Origin of the sequence: Chromobacterium sphagni (genome assembly GCF_001855575.1) — a bacterium.
Lineage (GTDB): Bacteria > Pseudomonadota > Gammaproteobacteria > Burkholderiales > Chromobacteriaceae > Chromobacterium > Chromobacterium sphagni.
Genome location: NZ_MKCS01000002.1, coordinates 337740 through 359498 on the forward strand (window position 1 = coordinate 337740; position 21759 = coordinate 359498).

A 21759-nucleotide genomic window follows, 5' to 3' on the forward strand; every position below is an offset into this window, starting at 1 on the left:
CACCCGGCGTTGATAACAATGTGCGCTGTATGAGCCAGATCTCATATCGCGAACAATAAATAATGACTTAGGCATTGCAGTGCCCGTTTGTGGTTCGGGGTGCCGGATAGTCGGGGACGTGTTACCGAGATGAATCAAGAACAAGTTACGCAGTTGTTGCGGCAGACGCCGCTGTTTGGGCATTTGACGGATGAAGACCTGGATGCGGCGTTGGAGGCTTCCGCTACGGTCCGCCTGGCAAGGGGCGAGGCCTTGTATATGGAGGGGGGCGCTTCGGATGCGGTTTACCTGTTGTTGGCGGGCTGCATGCAGGTATTTGTGGCCGATGGCTGCGGCAAGAAGTATGTGCTGCAGATGGCCATGCCCGGGGGCATGCTGGGCATGGAGTCCTTTGTGGATGGCGGCGAGCGCAGCAATAGCGCGGTGGCGGACGAAGAAAGCGTGTTGCTGATGTTCTCGCGTGAAATGCTCGGCCGCTTGTTCGATAGCGAAGACGGCCTGCCGGGCTGCGACAAGGTGCGCAGCAGCATCATGTGCTACCTGGTTTCGCTGGTGCGCCACATGACTACGCTGGCGCGCAATCTGGCCTTGCTGGATGTCTACGGCCGGGTGCGCATCCTGATCAATCAGATGCTGATTGAGCAGGACGGGGTGCTGATCCTGCGCAAGCAGCTGACCCAACAGGAAATCGCCGATCAGATCGGCTCCTCGCGCGAGATGGTGGCGCGCATCCTGAAGGAGCTGATCTACGGCCACTATATCCGCATGGAAAACCGCCGCATCGTGGTGCTGAAGATGCTGCCGGAAAACTTCTGACGCCGCGGCCGGCCGCGCGGTTTCGATCGACTGCGCGGCCGTTTTGCTTACGGATTTAAGTTTGGCGCCCGGGTGTCGCCTTGTATGGGTATCACCCCCATTCCACCGCAGTAGGCAGACTGATGCAGATATCTTCTCTTTCCTCCAGGCGCGCCGATAACGCGCCAGCCGCCAAGGCCGACGTCGAGGTTGCGGCCGAGCCGCCGGCGCGGGCTGCCGGCGCGGCGTCTTCAGCGCCGCTGGCCGCTACCTTGCAGGCGATGCCGGAAATCGACCAGGCCAAGGTCGACGCGGTGCGCGCCGCGTTGGCGCGCGGCGAAGTGCGCTTTGATCCGCAGCGCCTGGCGGGCCTGATCGAGCAGTACCACGGCGGACGCTGATGGATAGGCAGCAGGACTTGCGCCGTTTGTTCGCCACGGTGGCGAACGATCTGGCCGACTATCCGCGTCTGCAGGATTTGCTGGAGCGGCAGTTCGCCGCCGCGTTGGCGCATGATGCTCAGGCCCTGGCCGTGTGCGCCGACGAGATCGCCGCGTTGTGCCTGCGGCTGGAGCGGAGCCGCCGCGCGCGTTTGAGCATGGTGGAGCGGCTGTTGCCGCAAGGGGCCGAGTTGTCAATGGACGCGGTGCTGGGCAGGCTGCCGGAAAAGGCGCAGGCACAGGGCGAGGGGCTGTGGTTGCGTTTGCGCGGCCTGATAGGCGATTGCCGCGAGCGCAATCTGCGCAATGGCCAGCTGTTGCAGCAGCGCCGGCAGCTGTTGCGGCGGGTGTTGGAGGGGGAGCCTGATGTTTACGCAGCGCAGTGAGGCTTGGGGGGTGGGGGCCTTGCCCGCGTCCGCCGACGCGGTGGCTTTGCCGCTCGATCTGCCGGCGCCGGGCGCCGGTTTCGCCGAACAGTTAGCCGCCGTGCGCGGCGAAGTGGAGCGCTTCATCGCGAATGGTGATGCGGGGTCGTCGGCAACGCTTTCGCCGGAGGCTTGGCGAGTGCGGCAGCAGGTGGGTGCCGGTCAGCTCGCGATGCCGGCGGTGTCGCGGGACCAGCAGGCCTTTGTCGCCGAATTGGCGCCGTATGCCCGCGAGGCCGCCGAGCGCTTGGGTGTGACGCCTGATATCCTGCTGGCCCACGCGGCGCTGGAGTCGGGCTGGGGGCGCAAGCCCCTGCGCCGCGCGGATGGCGGCGACAGCCACAATCTGTTCGGCATCAAGGCCGATGCGCGCTGGCGCGGCGAAGTGACTCCAGCCTTGACTACGGAATATCTGGACGGGAGGAGACAGTCGCGGCTGGAGCCGTTCCGCGCCTATTCCGATTACCGGGCCGCTTTTGCCGATTACGCCGATTTGCTGGTGTCCAATCCGCGTTACCGCGCGGCATTGGGCGCCGGTGCGGATGTCGCGGCATTCGCCAATGGCTTGGCGCGCGGAGGCTATGCGACCGATCCGGACTACGCGGGCAAGCTGGTGGGCTTGGTCGGGCAGTTGCGCAAGGCTGGCCGGTAAGTCGGGCAATGGGGTTTGAAAATGGACGCCGACGGCGTCCATTTTTCTATTTGCTTATTTTTTAAATATAAAAAAGAAAAAAGCCGAAATCCAAAGATTTCGGCTTTTTTATTGGTGGAGATAAGCGGGATCGAACCGCTGACCTCTTGCATGCCATGCAAGCGCTCTCCCAGCTGAGCTATACCCCCGGTAATGCTGGCGTCCCCACGGGGATTCGAACCCCGGTCGCCGCCGTGAAAGGGCAGTGTCCTAGGCCTCTAGACGATAGGGACTAAATTGTTGGTGGAGATAAGCGGGATCGAACCGCTGACCTCTTGCATGCCATGCAAGCGCTCTCCCAGCTGAGCTATACCCCCACGTATCCATCGATTTGCTTTCGCTGCGACCGTTTGGTCTCGACAGGAAGCGAACTATACCTGCGCCTTTTTCTCTGTGCAAGCGTTTCTGGGAAATATTTCTAAAATTTCCTAAATTGACCCATTTTGCTTAGTCGGCTGTGGTGTTTGCGCGCCGAGCACAGTTGCTTGGGGTAGTTATATACCAAAAATCGAATAAATAATTAAAATATTATTACTTCAAGTTCTAATTTGTCGCTGTTAAGGTGACGCAATGCTTGGCCGGGGTGGCTGGAGCGACCGAAATGCGATGGGGAACGATATGAAAAAATTGAATGCAGTCCTGGCGCTGGGCCTGAGCGTGCTGACTGTGGCCGCGCAGGCCGGCGGCTTGGACGATATCCGCAAGGCCGGGGTGCTGAAGATAGGCACCGAAGGCACATATGCGCCGTTTACCTATCACAATGCCTCCGGCGAGCTGACGGGCTTCGATGTGGAGCTTGGCCAAGCCATCGCCAAGCGTCTGGGAGTCAAGGCGCAATTCGTGGAAGGCAAGTGGGACGGCCTGATCGCCGGTCTGGATGTGAAGCGCTACGACGTGGTGATCAACGAGGTGGCCATCACCGACGCGCGCAGGCAGAAGTACGATTTTTCCGAACCCTATATCGTCTCCAAGGCGGTGCTGATCGTGCGCGACGACAATCGCGAGATCAAACGTTTCGAGGACCTGAAGGGCCGCAAGTCGGCCAATACCCTGACCAGCAATTTCGGCAAGCTGGCGCAGCGCTATGGCGCCGAAGTCGTGCCCACCCAGGGCTTCAACGAGTCGGTCGCGCTGCTGGAGTCGGGCCGGGTGGAAACCACCATCAACGATAGCCTGTCCTTCCTCGACTTCAAGAAGAAACAGCCGGCGTCGCGGCTGAAGGTGGCGGCCACCGAGGCTAACGGCGATGCTTCCGGCGTGTTGTTGCGCAAGGGCAATCCGGAGTTGAAGGCGGCCATCGACAAGGCGCTGGCCTCGATCAAGGCCGACGGCAGCTATCTGAAGCTCTCGCACAAGTATTTCGGCGCCGACGTGTCGCGCTGAGCTGAGGAATGGCCATGCCTCCGTGGTTGCAATTGATGGCGGACTCGCTGCCATCCCTGCTGTACGCTGGTTTTGTCTTCACCGTGCCGCTTACGCTGCTGTCTTTCGCTTTCGGCCTGGCCCTAGGCCTGGCGGCGGCCTTGATCCGCCTGTTCGGGCCGCGTCCGCTGGTGCTGCTGGTGCGCGGCTATTCCTGGCTGGTGCGCGGTACGCCGCTCCTGGTGCAGTTGTTCGTGATCTTCTACGGCTTGCCGCGGGTGGGGATCGTGTTCGACCCCTTTCCCGCGGCTCTGCTCGGTTTCACTTTGAGCGTGGGAGCGTATACCTCGGAAGTGATACGGGCAGCGATCTCCTCGGTGCCCAAGGCGCAATGGGAGGCGGCGTATTCGCTGGGGATGAGCTGGCAGCAAGCGATGCGCCGCACGATCCTGCCGCAGGCGGGCCGGGTGGCGGTGCCGCCCCTGGCGAATTCCTTCATCTCGCTAGTGAAGGACACGTCGCTGGCGGCGGTGCTGACGGTGCCGGAAATGTTCCAGGCGGCGCAGCGTATCGCGGCGACCACCTACGAGCCGCTGCTGCTGTACCTGGAAACCGCCTTGATCTATTTGTTGTTGAGCACGGTGCTCACCTGGCTGCAGGAGCGGCTGGAAAAACGTTTTGACCGGCATGTGACGGCAGTGGGAACGGCGGCATGATCAGACTCGACAATATCGTTAAATCGTTTGCCGGCCAGACGGTGTTGGACGGCGTCAGCCTGGAACTGGCCGAGGGCGGCGTCACCGCCCTGATCGGCCCGTCCGGCAGCGGCAAGAGCACGTTGCTGCGCTGCGCCAATCTGCTGGAGGTGCCGGATGCCGGCGAATTGAGGCTGGCTGGGGAGGCCTTGCGCTTCGAGGCGGGCAGGAAGCTGCCGCGCGACGCCATTCTGCGTGTGCGACGCATCACCGGCATGGTGTTTCAGAGCTTCCAGCTGTTTCCCCACCAGACGGCGCTGCAGAATGTGATGGAAGGCTTGATCGCCGTGCAGCGCTGGCCGCATGAGCGCGCGCAGCGGCGGGCGCTGGAGCTGCTGGACAAGGTGGGGATGGCGCACAAGGCGCAGGCTTGGCCGGCGACCTTGTCCGGCGGCCAGCAGCAGCGGGTGGCGATCGCCCGCGCGCTGGCGCCGTCGCCGCAGTTGCTGCTGTGCGACGAGCCGACTTCGGCGCTGGATCCGGAGCTGGCGGCGGAGGTGGTGGCGGTGCTGCGCCAACTGGCCGCCGAAGGCGTCACCATGCTGATGGCCACCCATGACCTGAGGCTGGCGGCCAGCGTGGCGCGCGACGTGGTGTTTCTCGAGCGGGGGCGCATCGTCGAGGCCGGCGGCGCGGCGCAAATCTTCCGCCAGCCGCGCGAAGCGCGAACGGCGGAGTACGTGGCTACGCTGACCGCCGGCGCGCGCGAGGCCGCGCTGGGGGGCTGAGCCGCGGCTACTCCAGCTCGGCCGCGCAGATTCTGGCCCGGCCGCCGCGCTTGGCTTCGTACAGCTGGCGGTCGGCATTTTCCACCAGCGCCTGCGGCGAGTCGCTGGGGCGGGCCATGGCGGTGGCTATGCCTATGCTGACGGTGACGACGCTGTCAGCCTCCGAGGCGGTATGGGGGATGGCGAGGCCGCGAATGGCGCTCAGGATATTCTGCGCCAGGTAGGCGGCGCCGTTGGCGTCGGTGTCGGGAAACACGCAGGCGAACTCCTCGCCGCCGTAGCGGGCCGCCAAGTCTATCGTCCGGCGGATCGACTGCCTGATCGCCTGGGCCACCTGGCGCAGGCAGTCGTCGCCGACCTGGTGGCCGTAGTGGTCGTTGAAGCGCTTGAAATAGTCGACGTCCAGCATCAGCAGCGAGATCGGCTGCTGGTTGCGGGCGCATTGCAGCCAGTCTACCTGCAGGTCCTGGTCGAATTTGCGCCGGTTGGCGATGCCGGTCAGGCCGTCGATCAGGGCGATGGTGCTGAGCAGATCGGTCTGGCGTTTCAGTTCCAGGTGGGTGCGCACCCTGGCGCGCAGTATGGTCTGGTTGACGGGTTTGGTGATGTAGTCGACGGCGCCCAGCTCGAAGCCGCGAACCTCGTCGGCCTCTTCGCGCTGCGCCGATACGAAGATGATGGGGATGGCGCGGGTGCGGGCGTCCGCCTTCAGCCGCCGGCACACTTCGAAGCCATCCATGCCGGGCATGACCAGGTCGAGCAGCACCAGGTCGGGCATCACCGCCTGGCATTGGGCGATGGCCTGTTCGCCGTCCTGCGCCATGAATACCCCGTAGTCGTGCTTGAAGATCTCGCGCACCAGCAGGATGTTGACGCTCTGATCGTCGACGACCAGGATCTTGGGCCGTTCTGACAGCTTGTCGTGGTGATCAGCAGGGGGCTGATTCATTTACGGCTCGCTTTCCATCAAGGTCTTGATGATCTGTGCGGCGGGCGCGAATTGCAGCCGCCTGACCTGCTCCACCAGATCATGCAATTGCGGCTTGACCTTGTCTTCCGATAGCGAGAGTAAAGCGGCGGCATGATCGATCGCATCCAGATTGCCGCTTTCCAGCAGCGGCAGCATTGCCCGCAGCTGGGCGCGCCACTCGGCCGGCGACAGCGGCGGGGAGGGCGCCGCGCTGGCCGGTGGTGGCATGCGCGCGCTCAGTTTGTCGACGCTTTCGGTCACCAGCTGGTGCAGGGTGTTGGCGGCATTGAGCCAGAGTCCGGCGTCGAAAGGCTGCGTGGCCGACGACTGGGCATACTGCTCCAGCCGCGAAGCGTAGCGGGCCAGCGTCGTGGCTCCCACCGTGGCTGCTATGCCTCTGAGCGCGTGCAGCGGCGCCGCCATCCGGGAGGCGGCGCCGCTTTCCGCATTGCGTTTCAGGATGGAGGTCAGGCGGTTGGCTTCCGGTTGAAAATTGGCCAGCGCGCTCTGCAGCACCTCCATCCGCTGGCCGAGGCGCGATAGCACCTGTTCTTCGGGTTCGATGTCTTGTCCTGCGGCGTCCTCCGGCGGCGCGATCGCCGGGGGGGGCGCGGCTTCGGGGGTTCCCGCCAGCGCCAATAGCCGCGGCACCACTTCGTTCATGTCGATCGGCTTGCCGATGTGGTCGTTCATTCCCGCCTCCAAGCAGGCGTCGCGATCGGCGACGGTGGCGTTGGCGGTCATGGCCAGGATAGGGGTGGCGTTGCCGAACCGGCTGGCCCGGATTCGCCGGGTGGCCTCCAGGCCGTCGATATCCGGCATCTGCATGTCCATGATGATCACGTCGAAGTCGGCGTCGGGGCGGGTGGCGATATTCACGCCCTCCAGCCCGCCTTCCGCCAGCACGATTTCGGCGCCTTCGGCGCGGCACAGTTCGGCCGCTATCTGTCGGTTGAGGGCATTGTCCTCCACCAGCAGCAATTTCATGCCGGCCAGTTTTCGCGCGGGTTTGACCGGCCCGGCCGGTGGGCGCGGATTTTGATGGTGAATCGCGCGATGGACCGCGTCTATCAGTTGCTGCGGGGTGAGCGGTTTGGTGAGAAAGTCCGAGAACGGAGTGTCTTGCAGGTCGGCGATTTCGGATAGCACCTCGCGGCCGAAGGCGGTGACCATGATCACTGCCGGCGGTTTGCCGCCGCGGGTGGCGTCGCGTATCGCCGCCGCGGCGCTGACGCCGTCCATGTCGGGCATCCGCCAGTCCATCAGCACCGCGTCGTAAGGGGCGCCGCGCGCCATGGCGTCCTGCGCCGCCTGGATGGCCTGGACACCGCTGCCGGCATAATCCGCGCTCCAGCCCGCCGCGGCGATGGTTTGAGTCAGGATTTCTCCTGTCAGCGGATTGTCGTCCACAGCCAGGACATGCAGTTTTTCCTGGCCGGGCGCGGCGGACACCGGCGCCTGGTCGGCGATGTCCAGCGTGATGTCGAACCAGAAGCGGCTGCCGTGGCCGGGTTCGCTGCTGGCGCGCAGATGCCCGCCCATCATGCGCACCAGGCGCTGGCAGATCACCAGGCCCAGGCCGGTGCCGCCGAAGCGCCGTGCGGTGCAGGCCTCCGCCTGGGTGAAGCCGTCGAAGATGCGCTCCAACTGTTCCGGGCTGATGCCGATGCCGGTGTCGGTGACCGCGAAATGCAGGGTGGCCTTGGCATCGTCCCGCGCCGGGGACGAGACGCTGACGATCACCTGGCCCTGCTCGGTGAACTTCATCGCATTGCCTGCCAGGTTGATCAATATCTGCTGCAGCCGCAGCCGGTCGCCGACCACGGCGGTCGGCAGGCTGGGGTCGATCTCGAAAATCGCCTCCACGTCCTTTTCGCCGTGGTTGCCCGATAGGATCACGCCCAGGTCGCGCAGCAGCTCGTCCAGCGGGAACGGGTGCAGGTCCAGCTGCAGTTTGCCGGCCTCGATCTTGGAGAAGTCCAGAATGTCGTTGAGTATGCCCAGCAGCGATTTCGCCGCAGTCTGAATCTTGTCGACGTAGTCCTGCTGGCGGTAGTCCAGCTGGGTGTGCAGCAGCAGCTGCAGCAGACCCAGCACGGCGTTCATCGGCGTGCGGATTTCGTGGCTCATATTGGCCAGGAACTGGCTCTTGGCCATGCTGGCCTGCTCCGCCTGCTGCCTGGCCTGCACCATTTGGGTTTCGAAGCGGCGGCGCTCGGTGATGTCGGTGGCGATGCCGACATAGCCGCCGATCGCGCCATTGCCGTCATGTATGGCGGTGACCACCAGCGAGACGGCGATATGGCCGCCGTCCTTGCGAACATAGGTCCATTCGCGGGTTTCCGAGCCCAGCGTTTCGGGCTCGTGGACGAATGACCGGAAGCCGGTGATCGGCATGCCGTATTGCCGGCTCAGCTGCTGGCTGCGCTGTTCCATCTCCTCTGCCAGATGGAAAATGGCCGGCGTGTGCAGGCCGACCACTTCCTGCTGGTCATAGCCCAGCATCCGTTCGGCGCCGGTGTTGAACACGGTGATCAGGCCGTGGGCGTCGGTGGCGATGATGGAGACTTCGGATGCGGCGCGCAGCACATTCGACAGCAGCAGGCTCAGCCGGTTGATTTCCTCGTCTACCAGCTTGCGGCGGGTGGTGTCGATGCGCAGGGCGACGATGCGCTCGATGGCGCCGTCATGGTCCGGCAGCGGGGCGATCACGGTGTCGGACCAACGCAGGCTGCCGTCTTTGGCCTGGTTGCAGATTTCTCCATGCCATGCCTGGCCCTGGCGCAGGGTTTCCCACATCGTTTGCCAAAAGGCGCGGTCGTGGATGCCGGATTGCAGGATGCGGTGATCCTGGCCGGTCAACTCCTCCCTGGAATAGCCGCATGCCGCGCAGAACGCCTCGTTGGCGTCGACGATGCGGCCGTCGGCGTCGGTGGCCGAGTACAGCAACTGCTCGTTGATGCTGCTCAGCAGCACCTGGTTCTCGCGCAGGGCGGCGGCAAGCCGGGTGCGGCTGTCCACCAGTTCGGAGACATCATGGACCACGGTGTAGAAGCCGCACACCGCGCCGTCGACCATGTCCGGCAGGTAATGGACCAGCGTGTGGCGGAACTGGCCGTCCGGGTTGGGGATGGTGCGCTCGAACTGCTGGGCTTCGCCGCGCAGTGTCGCTTCCAGATGGGGGAGGCTGACTTCGAAGGCTTCCGCGGAAAGCAGGTCTTGCATCCTGGTGCCGGGCAGGGTTCCCGGCGGCTTGCCGAACCAGACGTGGTAGGCGTGATTGGCGACGCGGTTGATCAGCTCGCGGTCCCAGTAGCCTATCATCGAGGGCACGGCGTCCAGTATGGTGCGCAGATCGTGTTGAGCCTTCTCCAGTGCCTGCGTGCGTTCCGCCATCGAGTTCAATGCCAGCAACTGGCCTTCCATCACTTTCTGGTGGGTAATGTCGCGCACTGTCTTGGATACCCCTATCACCTTGCTGGCGTCGTCGTATATCGGCGATACCGATACCGACACGTCGACCAGCCTGCCGTCCTTGCGCTGCCAGACGGTTTGCAAGTGGGAAATTCGCTCCCCCTTGCTGACGCGGGCCAGGATTTCCGTTTCCTCAGTCTGCCTGTCCTGCGGAACGATCAATTGCGGCAGCGGGCGGCCGATGGCTTCGCCGGCGCTATAGCCGAATATCTCCTGCGCGCCCTTGTTCCAGCTGACGACTTCCCCGTTCAGGGTTTTGCCGATGATGGCGTCGGTCGAGCTGTCGACGATGGCGGCCAGATCTTCCTGAGCGCTGATCAGCCGGTGCTGCGAGCGGGCGTTGGCGCGCCAGGCGTGGGCCAGGGCGGCGCTGATCAGGCTCAGCAGCGCGCCTGCCAGGCTGATCATGCCGACCGATGGAAGGTTTAGCTCGGCCTCGAAGGGCGGATAGGCGGAAAAGCCGATCTGCCACGTCCGGCCGAACAGCGGATGGCGCAGCGTTTCGCGAGCCACGACTTGCGCGTTGGGCAAGGGTTTGCCGGATGTGAAGAAGGCGATGGGGTGCGCGGGGTCGGTCACGTCGCTCAGTGCGATTTGGCTTTTGTCGCGGTCGAGGTTCAGGCTGCCCAGCGCCTCCGAGATGATCAGCGACGCGTAGCTCCAGCCGAAGCCTTCCGTCAGGCGGGCGCTTTCCTTGTCTGGCGTGTTGTGGCTGCGGTAGGTCGGCAGCAGCATCAGAAAGCCTTGCTGCGGTTGTTGTGCCCCCTGCTGCAGGAGGATGGGTTCGGTCAACTGGATGTCGCCGGTGCGCAGTGCGGTCATGGCGGTACGGCGGCGTTCGGGGTCGGAGGCGATGTCCAGGCCTATGGCCCGGCTGTTGCGATTTTCCGGCTCGATGAACTGGACGATGGCGTGCTCGCCGCGAAAGGGCTGGAGCTGACGCAGCGCGAAGCCGGGATCGCCGGTTTGGCGCGCGGCGGCGATGAAGGCGGGCAGTTCGGCATCGGCTACGCGGCGGATGAAGCCGAAGCCGCGGGCGCCTGGGAATTCGCGGGCGATGTCGCGGCTGAGGCTGTAGCGGTGGAACAGCTCGCGGCTGATACCGTGTTCGCCGGCGGTGATCACGGCGCCGCGGGCGCCGCGCAGGCCGTATTGGTAGAGTTCGATGCGTTGAGCGATCGACGACAGCGCGTGCCTGGCGCTCTGGGATGTCGCGTTCCGCAGGGTTTCCGCGTTGCGGACGGATAGCTGCCAGGCGGTCAGGACGGTGAGCAGCAGCCCGATTGCCAGTGTGCCGATGGCCCAGGCAGCGGGGGAAGAAAGCTTGATCTTGCGCATCATGGCTCGCTTCGACGGATGGTGTGTTGGGCTACCGGATGGTGTGGCCGGCAGAGTGGCGGCGGCTGATGGCCATTCAGCCTCTTGATCATAGTCATGATTTGCCGGCGAGGAGCCGGTCTTGAGGCCTGGGCTATGGGGGAGATTGGGTGCTGAAATGAAAAAAGCCCGCGGATGCGGGCTTTGTTTCCCGGTTTGCTGCCATTACTGCATATGGAGCATCCGGATCCGTGAAGCGGTCTTGGTGGAGGTAAGCGGGATCGAACCGCTGACCTCTTGCATGCCATGCAAGCGCTCTCCCAACTGAGCTATACCCCCGCGTGACGCTGCGTTCACAGTGCTGCGCAGTATATTGATATTGATTTATCTTGTAAATACTTGTGTCGATAAAAAGCGGAAATTTTTTCCCCGGCGGCGATTGGCATGCTTCAGGACATCCGCTCATGGCATTGTCAGCCGACAGGACGATGTGGCGGGGCGGGGGCTCGGTTATAATCGGCGGCCTGAAGATGCAGGAAGATGCCGATGTCGGTTGGTCATTACGAGAACTTCCCGGTAGGCTCGCTGCTGCTGCCGCGCCGGATGCGGCGCGCGGTGCATGCGATCTACCATTTTGCCCGCTACGCCGACGACGTGGCCGACGAGGGCGATGCCGACGCCGCCGCCCGGCTGGCCGAACTGGACAGGCTGGCGGCGGACCTGGCGCGAATCGAGGCGGGCGAGGTGCCGCAGATTGAGCTGATGCGGCCGCTGGCGGCGGCCATCGCCGCGCATGGGCTGCCGTTTCAGCCGTTTCACGATCTGCTGTCGGCTTTCCGCCAGGATGTGGTCAAGACCCGCTATCAGACTTTTGCCGAGTTGGTGGACTATTGCCGCCGCTCGGCCAATCCGGTGGGGCGGCTGATGCTGGCGCTGTACGGCGTTGACGATGTCCGCTGCCTGGCGCAGTCGGACGGCATCTGCACCGCTCTGCAATTGATCAACTTCTGGCAGGATGTGGCGGTGGATTGGCAAAAAGGCCGCGTCTACCTGCCGCAGGAGGATCTGGCCCGTTTCCGGCTGGACGAGGCGCAGATCGCGGCGGGCCATTGCGATGGCGCCTGGCGGAGCATGATGCTGTACCAGGTGGAGCGCGCCCGCAAGATGCTGCAGGCCGGCGCGCCGCTGGGCCGCATCCTGCAAGGCCGGTTGGGGCTGGAGCTTCGGCTGATCATTTTGGGCGGCGAGCGCATCCTGAAGAAGCTGCACGCCTCGGGCGGCGATGTGTTCAAACAGCGGCCGCAGCTCAACAGCGGCGACTGGATATATATGATGTGGCGGGCTTGCCGGGCCAGATGAGCAGGGCAAGCCCGCGATGGGAATCTTGCCGGCGCGCGCAGGCGCTCCGGCTGCAGCATAGGAGAGGCGCGTGACGCCCGATCAGTATTGCGAGGACAAGGCCGCGGCCAGTGGTTCCAGTTTTTATTACAGCTTCCGCTTCCTGCCGATGGAGCGGCGGCGCGCCATCACCGCCCTGTACGCTTTCTGCCGCGAGGTGGACGACGCGGTGGACGAGTGCCACGACCTGAGCGTGGCCCAGGCCAAGCTGGCCTGGTGGCGCGGCCAGGTGGGGAGGGCTTACCGCGGGGAGGCCGATCATCCGGTGATGCGCGCGCTGCTGCCCCATCTGGCCGCCTTCCAGCTGCCGCAGCAGCAGTTGGAGGAAATCATCGACGGCATGGAGATGGACCTTTCCATGGTGCGCTACCAGCGCTTCCAGGATTTGCAGCTGTATTGCCACCGGGTGGCCGGGGTGGTGGGTCAGTTGGCGGCGCGCATCTTCGGCTACCGCGACGAGCGCACGCTGGAGTATGCGCATGAACTGGGGGTGGCTTTCCAGCTGACCAACATCATCCGCGACGTGGGCGAGGACGCCCGCCGCGACCGCATCTACCTGCCGATGGAGGAGCTGCAGCGTTTCAACTGCCCGGCGATGGACATCCTGCATTACGAGGAAAGCGACGCGTTCAAACAGTTGATGGCTTTCCAGATAGAGCGCGCCGAGGAGCATTACCGCAAGGCGTGGCAACTGTTGCCGGCGGTGGACCGCAAATCGCAGCGGCCGGGCCTGTTGATGGCGGCGATCTACCGCGCCACGCTGCGGGAAATCCAGCAGGACGGCGCGGCCAAGGTGCTCAACCAGCGCTTGTCGCTGGGAACCGGCCGCAAGCTGTGGCTGGCATGGAAAACCTGGACCTTCGGCTACCGGCCGTGAAACCCCGGGTGGCGGTGGTGGGTGCCGGTTGGGCCGGCCTGGCTGCGGCGGTGGAATTGGCCGGCAAGGCCGATCTCACCGTGCTGGAGGCCGGCCGGGAGCCCGGCGGGCGCGCCCGCTGCGGCGGCAGGAATGGCGACAGGTTTGACAATGGTCAGCACATTCTGTTGGGCGCTTATGCAGAATGCTTGCGCCTGATGCGCCGCGTGGGCGCGCCGCCGGAGACGCTGCTGCTGCGCCGGCCGCTGCAATGGTGGCGCGAGGGCGGGGTGAGGATGCAATGCCCGCGCTGGCCGGCACCGCTGCATCTGGCGGCGGGCTTGCTGACCGCGCGCGGACTGAGCTGGCAGGCCAAATGGCAATTGGCGCGGGCGTTGCGCAATCTGCAAGCGGCATCCTATCGCTTGTCCGGGGATTGCTCCGTGGCCGATTGGCTTGGCGGCCAGGGGCAGCAGGCCGAGGTGGTGCGCGAGTTCTGGCGGCCGTTGGTGCTGTCGGCGCTGAATACGCCGCCGGAGCTGGCGTCGATGCAGGTGCTGGCGACGGTGCTGCGCGACAGCCTGGGCGCCAGCCGCGAGGCCAGCGACCTGCTGTTGCCGGCCAGCGATCTGTCGGCGCTGTTTCCCGACCCGGCCTGGCGCTGGCTGGCGGCGCAAGGCGCCGACCTGCGCGTCGGCCGACGGGTGAGCCAACTGGCGCGGGAGCCGGACAGCGTGCTGGTGGACGGCGAGGAATACGATGCCGTGGTGCTGGCGGCGGCGCCTTACCATGCGGCCATCTTGCTGGACGGTCCATGTTTGAGTGCGCAGTTGCAGGGCTACCAGTACTGGCCGATTGTCACCGTCTACCTGCGTTTCACCGTTGCGCCGCAGCTGCCTGCGCCGATGATGGGCGTGAGGGGCGGCATGGTCGACTGGCTGTTCGACCGCGAGGCCCTGGCCGGAGAGTCCGGCCTGGTGGCGGCGGTGATCAGCGCGCCGCAGTCGTTGCCGTCGAGCGACGCGCTGGTGCGCGGCGCGCTGGATGATCTGCGCCGGCTGGCGCCGCATCTGCCGGCGCCGCTGGCGAGCAAGGTGATCGTGGAGAAGCGCGCAACTTTCGCCAGTGTCGTCGGCCTGAAGCGGCCAGCGGTGCGCGACGCCGGGGGCAGGGTTTACCTGGCCGGAGACTGGGTGTGTCCCGATTATCCGGCCACGCTGGAAGGGGCGGTGCGCAGCGGGGTGGCCGCGGCGGCCGCGGTGATGCAGGATTTAAGGATGGAACCATAACGATGAAAACAGAATTCGCCAAAGACGCCCTGGCCGGGCGCGTGATCCTGGTTACCGGGGCTTCCCAGGGCATAGGCCGCGAGGCGGCGTTGGCGTTTGCCCGCCACGGCGCCGCCGTGGTGTTGCTCTCGCGCAGCGTCAAGGGGCTGGAGAAGGTCTACGATGAAGTGGTGGCCGCCGGCGCGCCGGAGCCGGCGGCGGTGCCGCTGGACCTGCTGAACGCCGGCGAGAACGAATTCAACAATCTGGCGCTGACCATCAAGCGCGAATTTGGCCGGCTGGACGGCATCCTGCACTGCGCCTCGCATTTCTACGCCTTGTCGCCGCTGTCGAATCAGACCATAGAAGAATGGATGAACCAGTACCGCATCAATACCGTGGCTCCTTTTGCGCTGACCCGCGCCTGCCTGCCGCTGTTGAAGGACGCGCCGGACGCATCGGTGTTGTTTGTCGGCGAGAGCCACGGCCTGCATCCGGCGGCCTACTGGGGCGGTTTCGGCGCCTCCAACGCCGGTTTGCCGTATCTGACGGCGGTGGCGGCCAGCGAGTGGGACATGCATCCCAATCTGCGCGTCAACCTGCTGACGCCGGGACCGGTGAATTCGCCGCAGCGCAACCGCACCCATCCGGGCGAGGCCAAGAGCGAGCGTGGCGACCTGGCCGATCTGATGCCGCACCTGCTGTACTGGCTGGGCGGCGACAGCCGCGGCCGCAGCGGCGAGGTGCTGGAGCTGGACCTGCGCAAGCCGCAACCATGAACAGGGCGGGAACGAGATGAGAACACTGGTTTTGCTGACGACGCTGCTGGCCCTGGCCGGCTGCAACTGGGTGGGCACGGTTTCCGGATTGACCAAGGATTCCGACAAAGCGGTGGGCGCGGCCTGCCGTCAGACCGGTCGTTCGCTGGAGGAGTGCTATCTGCGCAATCCCGAGGCCGACAAGGCGTCCATCTATGCGGGCTGGCGCGAGATGAACGAATACATGGCCAAGAACAAGCTGGAAACCATGGCGCCGCCGCCCGAGAAGCCGAGCGGTTCCAGCGCGGCGATGTCGGGCGGGGCGGGCAATGGCGGCGACCGCTCCGCCAGCGCCTCGATGGGCAAAAGCGACGACAATCAAACCAAGCCGCTTACCAGCGAGGAGGCCGACCGCGCGGCCAAGAACGATCCGCAGGTGGAAGCCGTGCTGGCGGCGATACGCAACGGCGGCCCGAGCACCGCCAGCGGCGCAGGCGGTTCTGCCCGCCGCCCGCAGGGCGGAAGCAAGAGCGAGCCGGACCAGAAGCGGCTGCTCAACATCATCAAGGACTTGAACAAGTCCGATCCCGGCCGCGCGCCGAGTTGAATCCGGTTGGGCAGCCCGTTCCTCTCCTGCTATCCTTCCCGCCTTGATCCATTTCTCCTCGCCCTGATTCTTCGATGGCCAAAACCAAAACCGTATTCAGCTGCACCGAGTGTGGCGGACAGACGCCCAAATGGCAGGGCCAATGTCCGCATTGCAATGCCTGGAATACCCTGACCGAGGCGGTGTCCGCGCCGGCCGCGGCCAGCCCGCGCTTTCAATCCTGGGCGGCCAATGTCACCAAGGTGCAGAAGCTGTCTGAGGTGCAGACCGAGGAAACCCCGCGCGACCCGTCCGGCATCGACGAGCTGGACCGAGTGCTGGGCGGTGGCATCGTGCGCGGCGCGGTGGTGCTGATCGGCGGCGATCCCGGCATTGGCAAGTCCACGCTGCTGCTGCAGGCCTTGTCTGTCATCGGTCAGCGCCGCAAGGTGCTGTACGTGTCGGGCGAGGAATCGGCGCAGCAGATCGCGCTGCGAGCCTCGCGGCTGGCGTTGGATACCGGCAGCGTCAACCTGCTGGCGGAAATCTGCATAGAAAACATCCTGGCCACGCTCAAGACCGATCTGCCGGAAGTGGTGGTGATCGACTCCATTCAGACGCTGTATACCGAGCAGGTGACTTCGGCGCCGGGTTCGGTGTCGCAGGTGCGCGAATGCGCGGCGCAGCTGACGCGAATGGCCAAGCAGAGCGGCATCACCGTGCTGCTGGTTGGCCACGTCACCAAGGATGGTTCGCTGGCCGGCCCGCGCGTGCTGGAGCACATGGTGGACACCGTGCTGTATTTCGAGGGTGATTCGCACTCCAGCTACCGGATGATACGCGCGATCAAGAACCGCTTCGGCGCAGTCAACGAGCTGGGCGTGTTCGCGATGACCGACCGCGGCCTGAAGGGCGTGTCCAATCCGTCCGCCATCTTCCTGTCGTCCTACCGCGACGATGTGGCCGGTTCCTGCGTGCTGGTGACGCAGGAGGGCACTCGGCCCTTGCTGGTGGAGATCCAGGCGCTGGTGGACGACTGCCACGGCGGCCAGCCCAAGCGGCTGGCGGTGGGCCTGGAGCAAAACCGGCTTTCCATGCTGCTGGCGGTGCTGCATCGCCATGGCGGCGTCGCCTGCTTCGACCAGGACGTGTTCCTCAACGCGGTGGGCGGGGTGAAGATCATAGAGCCGGCGGCCGACCTCGCCATCATCCTGGCGATGGTGTCGTCGTTGCGCGACAAGCCCTTGCCGGAAAAACTGGTGGTATTCGGCGAAGTGGGGCTGGCCGGCGAAGTGCGGCCGGTGACGCGCGGCCAGGAGCGGCTGAAGGAAGCCGCCAAGCTGGGCTTTACCCGCGCCATCGTGCCCAGCGCCAACAAGCCGCGCCAGGAGATAGAAGGCCTGAAGGTACTGGCGGTGGACCGCCTGGACCAGGCGGTGGAATTCTGCAGGGAGTAGACCGGGATGATAGACGCCCAACTGATAGAACAGGAGCGGCCCTACCTGCTGCGTTACGCGCTGGCGCAGCTGCGCGAGCGCGACGCGGCCGAGGAGGCGGTGCAGGAAACGCTGCTGGCGGCGCTGGAGTCGCAGGATAATTTTTCCGGCAAATCCACGCTGCGCACCTGGCTGACCTCCATTCTGCGTTTCAAGTTGATAGACGGCATGCGTCGCAAGGGGCGCGAAAAGCTGTTCGAATCGCTGGAGGACGAGGCGGACGATGGCGATTTCGACGGCCTGTTCAGCCAGGACGGCCATTGGCGCGAGCCGCTGAAGGCCTGGAGCGGGCCGGAGTCGCAGTTGATCTCCCAGCAGTTCTGGCAGGTGTTCGAGCAGTGTTCGAAGGTGATGCCCAAGCGCACCGCGATGGTATTCGTGATGCGCGAGGTGATGGGGATGGAAATCGCCGACATCTGTAACAATCTGGAGATCACCGCGACCAACTGTTCGGTGCTGCTGTACCGCGCGCGGATGAGCCTGCGCGAATGTTTTTCCATACGCTGGAGCCGGGAGGGCGAGCTATGAAGTTGAGTTGCCGCGCGGCCAGCCGGCTGATTTCCGCCGGCTTGGATCGGCCATTGAGCACCGCGGAGCATCTGAAACTGCGGATGCACCTGTTGCTGTGCGGCAACTGCCGTCAGTTTTCGCAGCAGTTGGCTCTGTTGCAGCAGGCGGCGCGCCGGGCGGGGCTGGGCGAGTGAGCGGATGCGCTTGAATGGCAAAAACCGGCGGCGGCCGGTTTTTTTATTGCCCGCCATTTGCATCGGTTTGCGGTCTGGCAAACGGCGCGGCGCAGCCCGGCTGCCCCGCTGTGTGCGCGCCGCCATCGGCTAACTTGGGTATAGTGTCGCCTTTTATCGGGCCGCATCGCGTCGGCCCGGCCCGCATCATCGCTCCAGGAGTTCCCATGTCCGCCAAGCCGCCTGTCACGTCTGCCGCCCAATTGCACCCGCGCAACCGCCATCAGGGGCGCTACGACTTTGCCGCGCTGATTGCGGCCAGCCCTGGGTTGGCGAACTATGTCGGCAAGAACGCCTTTGGCGACGAGTCGGTCAACTTTGCCAATCCGGCGGCGGTAAAAGCCTTGAACCGTGCGCTGCTCAAACTGTTCTACAACATCAACGACTGGGACATTCCGGCCGGCTACCTGTGTCCGCCGATTCCGGGCCGCGCCGATTACATCCACGCCTTGGCCGATCTGTTGGCGCTGGGGCACAAGACCGGCATTCCGCATGGAGCCGGCATCCGCGCGCTGGACGTCGGCGTCGGGGCCAACGCGGTCTATCCTTTGATCGGCCATGCCGAGTATGGCTGGGATTTTGTCGGCACCGAAGTCAGCGATGAGGCCATGCAGAATGCGCAGGCGATATTGGCGGCCAATCCTGACATGGCGGCGCATATCGAGTTGCGGCGGCAGATTTCGTCCAAAGCGATTTTCCGCCATGTGCTGGACGCCGACGAGTGCTTCGACTTGACGCTGTGCAATCCGCCGTTCCATGCCTCGCAGGCCGAGGCTGACGCCGCAGCGCGCCGCAAGTGGCAAAACTTGGGGAAAGATAGCGGCAAGCGTTCGCCAAAGCTCAATTTCGGCGGCCAGAACCGCGAATTGTGGTGCGCGGGCGGCGAGGAGGCTTTTGTCTGCCAGATGGTGGAGGAGAGCGTGGCGTTGGCCGGCCGGGTGTACTGGTTCACCAGTCTGGTGTCCAAGTCCGCCAGCCTGACGGCGATCAACCGCGCGTTGAAGCAGGCCAGCGTGACGTACAGCAGGACCACCCCGATGGCGCAAGGCCAGAAGCAGAGCCGTTTGGTGGCGTGGACCTTCATGGACCGGCAGCAGCAGAACGACTGGCGCCAGCGCCGCTGGCTGCCGCCGTCGGTGATGCTGGCGGGCGGCTGAGATAAAAAAGAGCCGGCGTTGGCCGGCTCGTCAAATCTACAAAAGGTAGAGCTTAGAGAAAAGCTTTGCCGTCGGCCGGCTAGCGCTTGCGTTTGCCGGCCTTTTCGCTGGCGCGCTGCGGGCAGCCGGCGCATGGGTTCTCACACATGCCGGCGCCGGTGAGAGACTGCTTGAGCGAGCAGACCGAACGGCGACAGGCGATGAAGCGGATTTTTTCCTCTGCCGCCAGTTCGCGGAAGTGGCGCATCACGTTGTGGCCAAGAAAATCGGTGAACAGGATCAACAGTTCTGTGCCGGCGGGCAGGCGGTCCACCTTGCGCTGGTGCGAACTGTTGCGGCCGCTCAGATGGCGGTGAATGGTGATGCCGTAGTTCTGCAGCACGTCGGGGATGTTGCCCAGAGTGTCGGCTCCGACCAGCATGGCGTTCATCGATCTGCTCCTTGTGTGGGATTTTGTAAATGATAATCGTTATCATTTAATTGGTCAATTACGTTTTTCACCGTTCATACGCGCGCCGCATGCGGGCCAGGCGCGCGGCCGGTTTTTCCCCGCGCTTGGCGGCAAAAGCTTGCCCAGCAAGGCTTGGCGGTTTGTTGCCGTGTTCGGGGAAGCCATCCCGGCGGAGATGGCCTATCTTGAAGGCATTGCGGAACCATCCTTAAGGCCAGCGAGGCCGACGGACGATGCGTGGCGGGAGGTGATCGATGAAACCAGGGTGGTGCTTGCGAGTCCTGCTGATGTTGCTGTGCCTGCTATCGTCCGCCGCGCCGGCCGGCGCGGAAGACGCGTTGGCGCGCATTCAGCGCAAGGGAGAGCTGGAGATCGGCCTGGAGGGGACTTTTCCGCCTTACAGCCTGATGGCGGCCGGGCAACTGCAGGGGTTTGAAGTGGATTTTGGCCGGGCGCTGGCCGCGCAGGTCGGGGTGGCGGCGCGGTTTCAGACCATAAGCTGGATCCATATGCTGGATAGTCTGACTGCCGGGCGGGTGGATGTGGTGATCAATCAGGTGGTGGCCACCACCGAGCGCAGCCGCAAGTTCGACTTTTCCATACCCTATACCTATTCCGGCTTGCAGATGGTGGTGCGCAAGGCCGATCTGACCCGCTTCCGCGGCGCCGCCGATCTGGCCGGCGCCCATGTCGGCGTCGGCGCCGGCACCAATTACGAGCAGTGGTTGCGCGCCAATGCGCCGCAGGCCCACATCCATCTGTACCACGACGACCTGGTCAAGTATGACGGCCTGCGCCGCGGCGAGGTGGACGCCATCGTGATCAACCGGCTGGCGGCGTTCAATCTGATGCTGACCACGCATGGCGAGCTGGTGGCGTCGGGCCGCATGTTGGCGCGGGAGGATGCCTGCGTGACTATGCGCAAGGGCAGCCCCGAGCTGTTGTCGGCGGTCAACCGTGCCATCGGCAGCCTGCGGCGCGACGGCACGCTGATGGCGCTGTCGCGCAAATGGTTCAAGGCCGACATCACCAGCCCGCCGGACTGACGGCGTTCAACTGTATACGTCCACCTGGCTGATCATGCCGGCCTGGCCGTCGTCTTGCAGAAACACCCCGGAGCGCTCCATCTGCGCCTGCGGGGTGGCGCTGGCGTCGCTGCTGCGTATGGTCAGCGGCGTGCTGACGCTGGGCAGCAGGATGGCGCCGATATGGGCCTGCTGCAGCGTTTCCAGCTGCTCCTTGCCGTCAACGCGGCCGGTCCAGATTTTCAGCTGCGCATACGCCGGGTCGGATTCGTCGATTACCCCATCGTGGTTGCTGTCCAGCTTGGCCAGATCGGCGAAGCCGTCGCCGGATTGCGGGCCGAACAGCTCGCTGCCGTTGTCGATCTGGCCGTTGCCGTTCTTGTCCAGCACCAGCCAGCCGCCGTCGCTGGAGAAGGGCAGGTTGATCATCTGGCCGTTGTTTTGCAGGTCGAAGCTGACAGTGGCGCCGCTGAAGCTGCCGGCGTCTCCGCCCAGGCTGACCATCAGCGGGTCGGTGGGGTGGCCGCCGCTTTGGCTGCTGGAGTCGCTGTGGTACTGGTAGTGGCTCTGCATGCTGACGTTCAGCGAGAACTGGAACTGCCTGCCGTCCTGGGTGGTGATTTGGCCGCTGGCGGCGAAACCCAACTGCTGCGTCTGCTGGTAATCCATGCTCTGCTGTGTGTCCACCTGCGGCGGCGATGTCTCCGGAACGATCGCGCTGCCGGGCTGCTGGCCGTCCCACAGCCGGATATGGATGCCGAAGGCTTTTTCCAGCACGGCCTTGAGCAGGCTGTACAGCGCGTCGTCATCCATGCCCATCCCCGATGAAAGCAGGCTTTGCAGGCCCTCGCTGCTGAGCTGGACGTTGTCGTCGGGCACGGTTTGGATGAGTGGCGGCTGTCGAACGCTGATGCTCTGCTTGAGGTCCAGCGACTGGGTCTGGCTGAAGCTGCTGCTCAGCTTTTCGGTGACGGAGGCGATTCTCATGGCGCAAGTCCGGTGAGTCCATAGACTTCGCTATCGGTTGTCTGCGCGGCAACTTGATATCGGTGAGATTGCGTATC

At 64.6% G+C, this 21759-nt stretch carries 21 protein-coding genes and 4 tRNA genes; 17 read left to right on the plus strand and 8 right to left on the minus strand.

The genetic code is table 11. From position 1 onward, the window contains the following. The first annotated feature begins 129 nt into the window (after positions 1-129). The 4 genes from BI347_RS17460 (at position 130) to flgJ (ending at position 2312) form a co-directional block, all read left to right on the plus strand. Positions 130-816 carry a Crp/Fnr family transcriptional regulator gene (locus BI347_RS17460; RefSeq protein ID WP_071112106.1) on the plus strand — a complete coding sequence of 229 codons (687 nt, stop codon included), beginning with the start codon at positions 130-132 and terminating at the stop codon, positions 814-816. 122 nt (positions 817-938) lie between these two features. Then, entirely contained in the window at positions 939-1196 is a 258-nt protein-coding gene (gene flgM, locus BI347_RS17465; protein WP_071112105.1) for a flagellar biosynthesis anti-sigma factor FlgM, read from the plus strand. Beyond that, positions 1196-1621 (plus strand): flagellar export chaperone FlgN, encoded by a 426-nt coding sequence (gene flgN / locus BI347_RS17470; RefSeq protein ID WP_071116581.1) that lies wholly within the window; start codon positions 1196-1198, stop codon positions 1619-1621. Before flgM ends, flgN begins: the two co-directional genes overlap by 1 nt. Continuing rightward, complete coding sequence (gene flgJ / locus BI347_RS17475) at positions 1602-2312, plus strand: flagellar assembly peptidoglycan hydrolase FlgJ (RefSeq protein WP_071112103.1); 711 nt, start codon at positions 1602-1604, stop codon at positions 2310-2312. Before flgN ends, flgJ begins: the two co-directional genes overlap by 20 nt. Positions 2313-2424: 112 nt before the next feature. On the opposite strand, the gene BI347_RS17480 is transcribed toward flgJ, so the two are convergent. From BI347_RS17480 to BI347_RS17490, 3 genes are all read right to left on the minus strand, one after another. Beyond that, positions 2425-2500, minus strand: a tRNA-Ala gene (locus tag BI347_RS17480). 8 nt (positions 2501-2508) lie between these two features. Further along, positions 2509-2584, minus strand: a tRNA-Glu gene (locus tag BI347_RS17485). Between the two features lie 8 nt (positions 2585-2592). After that, a tRNA-Ala gene (locus tag BI347_RS17490) sits at positions 2593-2668 on the minus strand. A gap of 301 nt (positions 2669-2969) precedes the next feature. Here BI347_RS17490 and BI347_RS17495 point away from each other — a divergent pair. Genes BI347_RS17495 through BI347_RS17505 form a run of 3 tightly spaced genes read left to right on the plus strand, consistent with a single transcriptional unit; the run spans position 2970 to position 5196 of the window. Beyond that, positions 2970-3734 (plus strand): amino acid ABC transporter substrate-binding protein, encoded by a 765-nt coding sequence (locus tag BI347_RS17495; protein ID WP_071112102.1) that lies wholly within the window; start codon positions 2970-2972, stop codon positions 3732-3734. Positions 3735-3742: 8 nt separating this feature from the next. Further along, complete coding sequence (locus tag BI347_RS17500; RefSeq protein WP_420837179.1) at positions 3743-4429, plus strand: amino acid ABC transporter permease; 687 nt, start codon at positions 3743-3745, stop codon at positions 4427-4429. Next, positions 4426-5196, plus strand: coding sequence for an amino acid ABC transporter ATP-binding protein (locus BI347_RS17505; RefSeq protein WP_071112100.1), 771 nt, complete (start codon positions 4426-4428; stop codon positions 5194-5196). Before BI347_RS17500 ends, BI347_RS17505 begins: the two co-directional genes overlap by 4 nt. Before the next feature lie 7 nt (positions 5197-5203). Here the strand turns inward: BI347_RS17505 and BI347_RS17510 are convergent, their stop codons facing one another. From BI347_RS17510 to BI347_RS17520, 3 genes are all read right to left on the minus strand, one after another. Next, entirely contained in the window at positions 5204-6145 is a 942-nt protein-coding gene (locus BI347_RS17510) for a diguanylate cyclase domain-containing protein (protein ID WP_071116582.1), read from the minus strand. After that, positions 6146-10981 (minus strand): PAS domain-containing hybrid sensor histidine kinase/response regulator, encoded by a 4836-nt coding sequence (locus tag BI347_RS17515; RefSeq protein WP_071116583.1) that lies wholly within the window; start codon positions 10979-10981, stop codon positions 6146-6148. It abuts the gene before it with no gap. A 239-nt stretch (positions 10982-11220) separates the two neighbouring features. Next, positions 11221-11296 (minus strand) — tRNA-Ala (locus BI347_RS17520). A 207-nt stretch (positions 11297-11503) separates the two neighbouring features. On the opposite strand from BI347_RS17520, the gene hpnC reads away from it, so the two are divergent. The 9 genes from hpnC (at position 11504) to rlmF (ending at position 19219) form a co-directional block, all read left to right on the plus strand. Continuing rightward, entirely contained in the window at positions 11504-12316 is an 813-nt protein-coding gene (gene hpnC / locus BI347_RS17525; RefSeq protein ID WP_071116584.1) for a squalene synthase HpnC, read from the plus strand. Between the two features lie 70 nt (positions 12317-12386). Further along, positions 12387-13232 (plus strand): presqualene diphosphate synthase HpnD, encoded by an 846-nt coding sequence (gene hpnD / locus BI347_RS17530; protein ID WP_071116585.1) that lies wholly within the window; start codon positions 12387-12389, stop codon positions 13230-13232. Beyond that, entirely contained in the window at positions 13229-14500 is a 1272-nt protein-coding gene (gene hpnE / locus BI347_RS17535) for a hydroxysqualene dehydroxylase HpnE (RefSeq protein WP_239690943.1), read from the plus strand. Before hpnD ends, hpnE begins: the two co-directional genes overlap by 4 nt. A 2-nt stretch (positions 14501-14502) precedes the next feature. Then, complete coding sequence (locus BI347_RS17540) at positions 14503-15258, plus strand: SDR family oxidoreductase (RefSeq protein ID WP_071112094.1); 756 nt, start codon at positions 14503-14505, stop codon at positions 15256-15258. A gap of 16 nt (positions 15259-15274) precedes the next feature. Then, positions 15275-15844 carry a hypothetical protein gene (locus BI347_RS17545; protein WP_071112093.1) on the plus strand — a complete coding sequence of 190 codons (570 nt, stop codon included), beginning with the start codon at positions 15275-15277 and terminating at the stop codon, positions 15842-15844. Between the two features lie 74 nt (positions 15845-15918). Then, the gene (gene radA, locus BI347_RS17550) at positions 15919-17280 is read left to right on the plus strand and encodes a DNA repair protein RadA (protein WP_071116587.1); all 1362 of its coding nucleotides are present in this window, start codon (positions 15919-15921) and stop codon (positions 17278-17280) included. Positions 17281-17286: 6 nt separating this feature from the next. Beyond that, complete coding sequence (locus BI347_RS17555) at positions 17287-17847, plus strand: sigma-70 family RNA polymerase sigma factor (RefSeq protein ID WP_071116588.1); 561 nt, start codon at positions 17287-17289, stop codon at positions 17845-17847. After that, complete coding sequence (locus tag BI347_RS17560) at positions 17844-18023, plus strand: zf-HC2 domain-containing protein (protein ID WP_071114452.1); 180 nt, start codon at positions 17844-17846, stop codon at positions 18021-18023. Before BI347_RS17555 ends, BI347_RS17560 begins: the two co-directional genes overlap by 4 nt. A gap of 206 nt (positions 18024-18229) precedes the next feature. After that, positions 18230-19219, plus strand: a complete 990-nt coding sequence (gene rlmF, locus BI347_RS17565; RefSeq protein ID WP_071116589.1) for a 23S rRNA (adenine(1618)-N(6))-methyltransferase RlmF — start codon at positions 18230-18232, stop codon at positions 19217-19219. Positions 19220-19298: 79 nt separating this feature from the next. Here the strand turns inward: rlmF and BI347_RS17570 are convergent, their stop codons facing one another. Continuing rightward, positions 19299-19649 (minus strand): DUF2325 domain-containing protein, encoded by a 351-nt coding sequence (locus tag BI347_RS17570; protein WP_071114450.1) that lies wholly within the window; start codon positions 19647-19649, stop codon positions 19299-19301. A 275-nt stretch (positions 19650-19924) separates the two neighbouring features. Here BI347_RS17570 and BI347_RS17575 point away from each other — a divergent pair, with 275 nt between their 5' ends. Beyond that, complete coding sequence (locus BI347_RS17575) at positions 19925-20716, plus strand: transporter substrate-binding domain-containing protein (RefSeq protein WP_071114449.1); 792 nt, start codon at positions 19925-19927, stop codon at positions 20714-20716. A 6-nt stretch (positions 20717-20722) separates the two neighbouring features. Here the strand turns inward: BI347_RS17575 and BI347_RS17580 are convergent, their stop codons facing one another. Then, positions 20723-21682 (minus strand): hypothetical protein, encoded by a 960-nt coding sequence (locus tag BI347_RS17580; RefSeq protein ID WP_071116590.1) that lies wholly within the window; start codon positions 21680-21682, stop codon positions 20723-20725. Between the last annotated feature and the right edge of the window lie 77 nt (positions 21683-21759).

Excerpts from the sequence above, each read along its gene's own strand:
- BI347_RS17460 (WP_071112106.1), top strand. The coding sequence starts at position 130 with ATGAATCAAGAACAAGTTACGCAGTTGTTGCGGCAGACGCCGCTGTTT.
- flgM (WP_071112105.1), top strand. The coding sequence starts at position 939 with ATGCAGATATCTTCTCTTTCCTCCAGGCGCGCCGATAACGCGCCAGCC.
- flgN (WP_071116581.1), top strand. The coding sequence starts at position 1,196 with ATGGATAGGCAGCAGGACTTGCGCCGTTTGTTCGCCACGGTGGCGAAC.
- flgJ (WP_071112103.1), top strand. The coding sequence starts at position 1,602 with ATGTTTACGCAGCGCAGTGAGGCTTGGGGGGTGGGGGCCTTGCCCGCG.
- BI347_RS17495 (WP_071112102.1), top strand. The coding sequence starts at position 2,970 with ATGAAAAAATTGAATGCAGTCCTGGCGCTGGGCCTGAGCGTGCTGACT.
- BI347_RS17500 (WP_420837179.1), top strand. The coding sequence starts at position 3,743 with ATGGCCATGCCTCCGTGGTTGCAATTGATGGCGGACTCGCTGCCATCC.
- BI347_RS17505 (WP_071112100.1), top strand. The coding sequence starts at position 4,426 with ATGATCAGACTCGACAATATCGTTAAATCGTTTGCCGGCCAGACGGTG.
- BI347_RS17510 (WP_071116582.1), bottom strand. The coding sequence starts at position 6,145 with ATGAATCAGCCCCCTGCTGATCACCACGACAAGCTGTCAGAACGGCCC.
- BI347_RS17515 (WP_071116583.1), bottom strand. The coding sequence starts at position 10,981 with ATGATGCGCAAGATCAAGCTTTCTTCCCCCGCTGCCTGGGCCATCGGC.
- hpnC (WP_071116584.1), top strand. The coding sequence starts at position 11,504 with ATGTCGGTTGGTCATTACGAGAACTTCCCGGTAGGCTCGCTGCTGCTG.
- BI347_RS17540 (WP_071112094.1), top strand. The coding sequence starts at position 14,503 with ATGAAAACAGAATTCGCCAAAGACGCCCTGGCCGGGCGCGTGATCCTG.
- BI347_RS17545 (WP_071112093.1), top strand. The coding sequence starts at position 15,275 with ATGAGAACACTGGTTTTGCTGACGACGCTGCTGGCCCTGGCCGGCTGC.
- radA (WP_071116587.1), top strand. The coding sequence starts at position 15,919 with ATGGCCAAAACCAAAACCGTATTCAGCTGCACCGAGTGTGGCGGACAG.
- BI347_RS17555 (WP_071116588.1), top strand. The coding sequence starts at position 17,287 with ATGATAGACGCCCAACTGATAGAACAGGAGCGGCCCTACCTGCTGCGT.
- BI347_RS17560 (WP_071114452.1), top strand. The coding sequence starts at position 17,844 with ATGAAGTTGAGTTGCCGCGCGGCCAGCCGGCTGATTTCCGCCGGCTTG.
- rlmF (WP_071116589.1), top strand. The coding sequence starts at position 18,230 with ATGTCCGCCAAGCCGCCTGTCACGTCTGCCGCCCAATTGCACCCGCGC.
- BI347_RS17570 (WP_071114450.1), bottom strand. The coding sequence starts at position 19,649 with ATGAACGCCATGCTGGTCGGAGCCGACACTCTGGGCAACATCCCCGAC.
- BI347_RS17575 (WP_071114449.1), top strand. The coding sequence starts at position 19,925 with ATGAAACCAGGGTGGTGCTTGCGAGTCCTGCTGATGTTGCTGTGCCTG.
- BI347_RS17580 (WP_071116590.1), bottom strand. The coding sequence starts at position 21,682 with ATGAGAATCGCCTCCGTCACCGAAAAGCTGAGCAGCAGCTTCAGCCAG.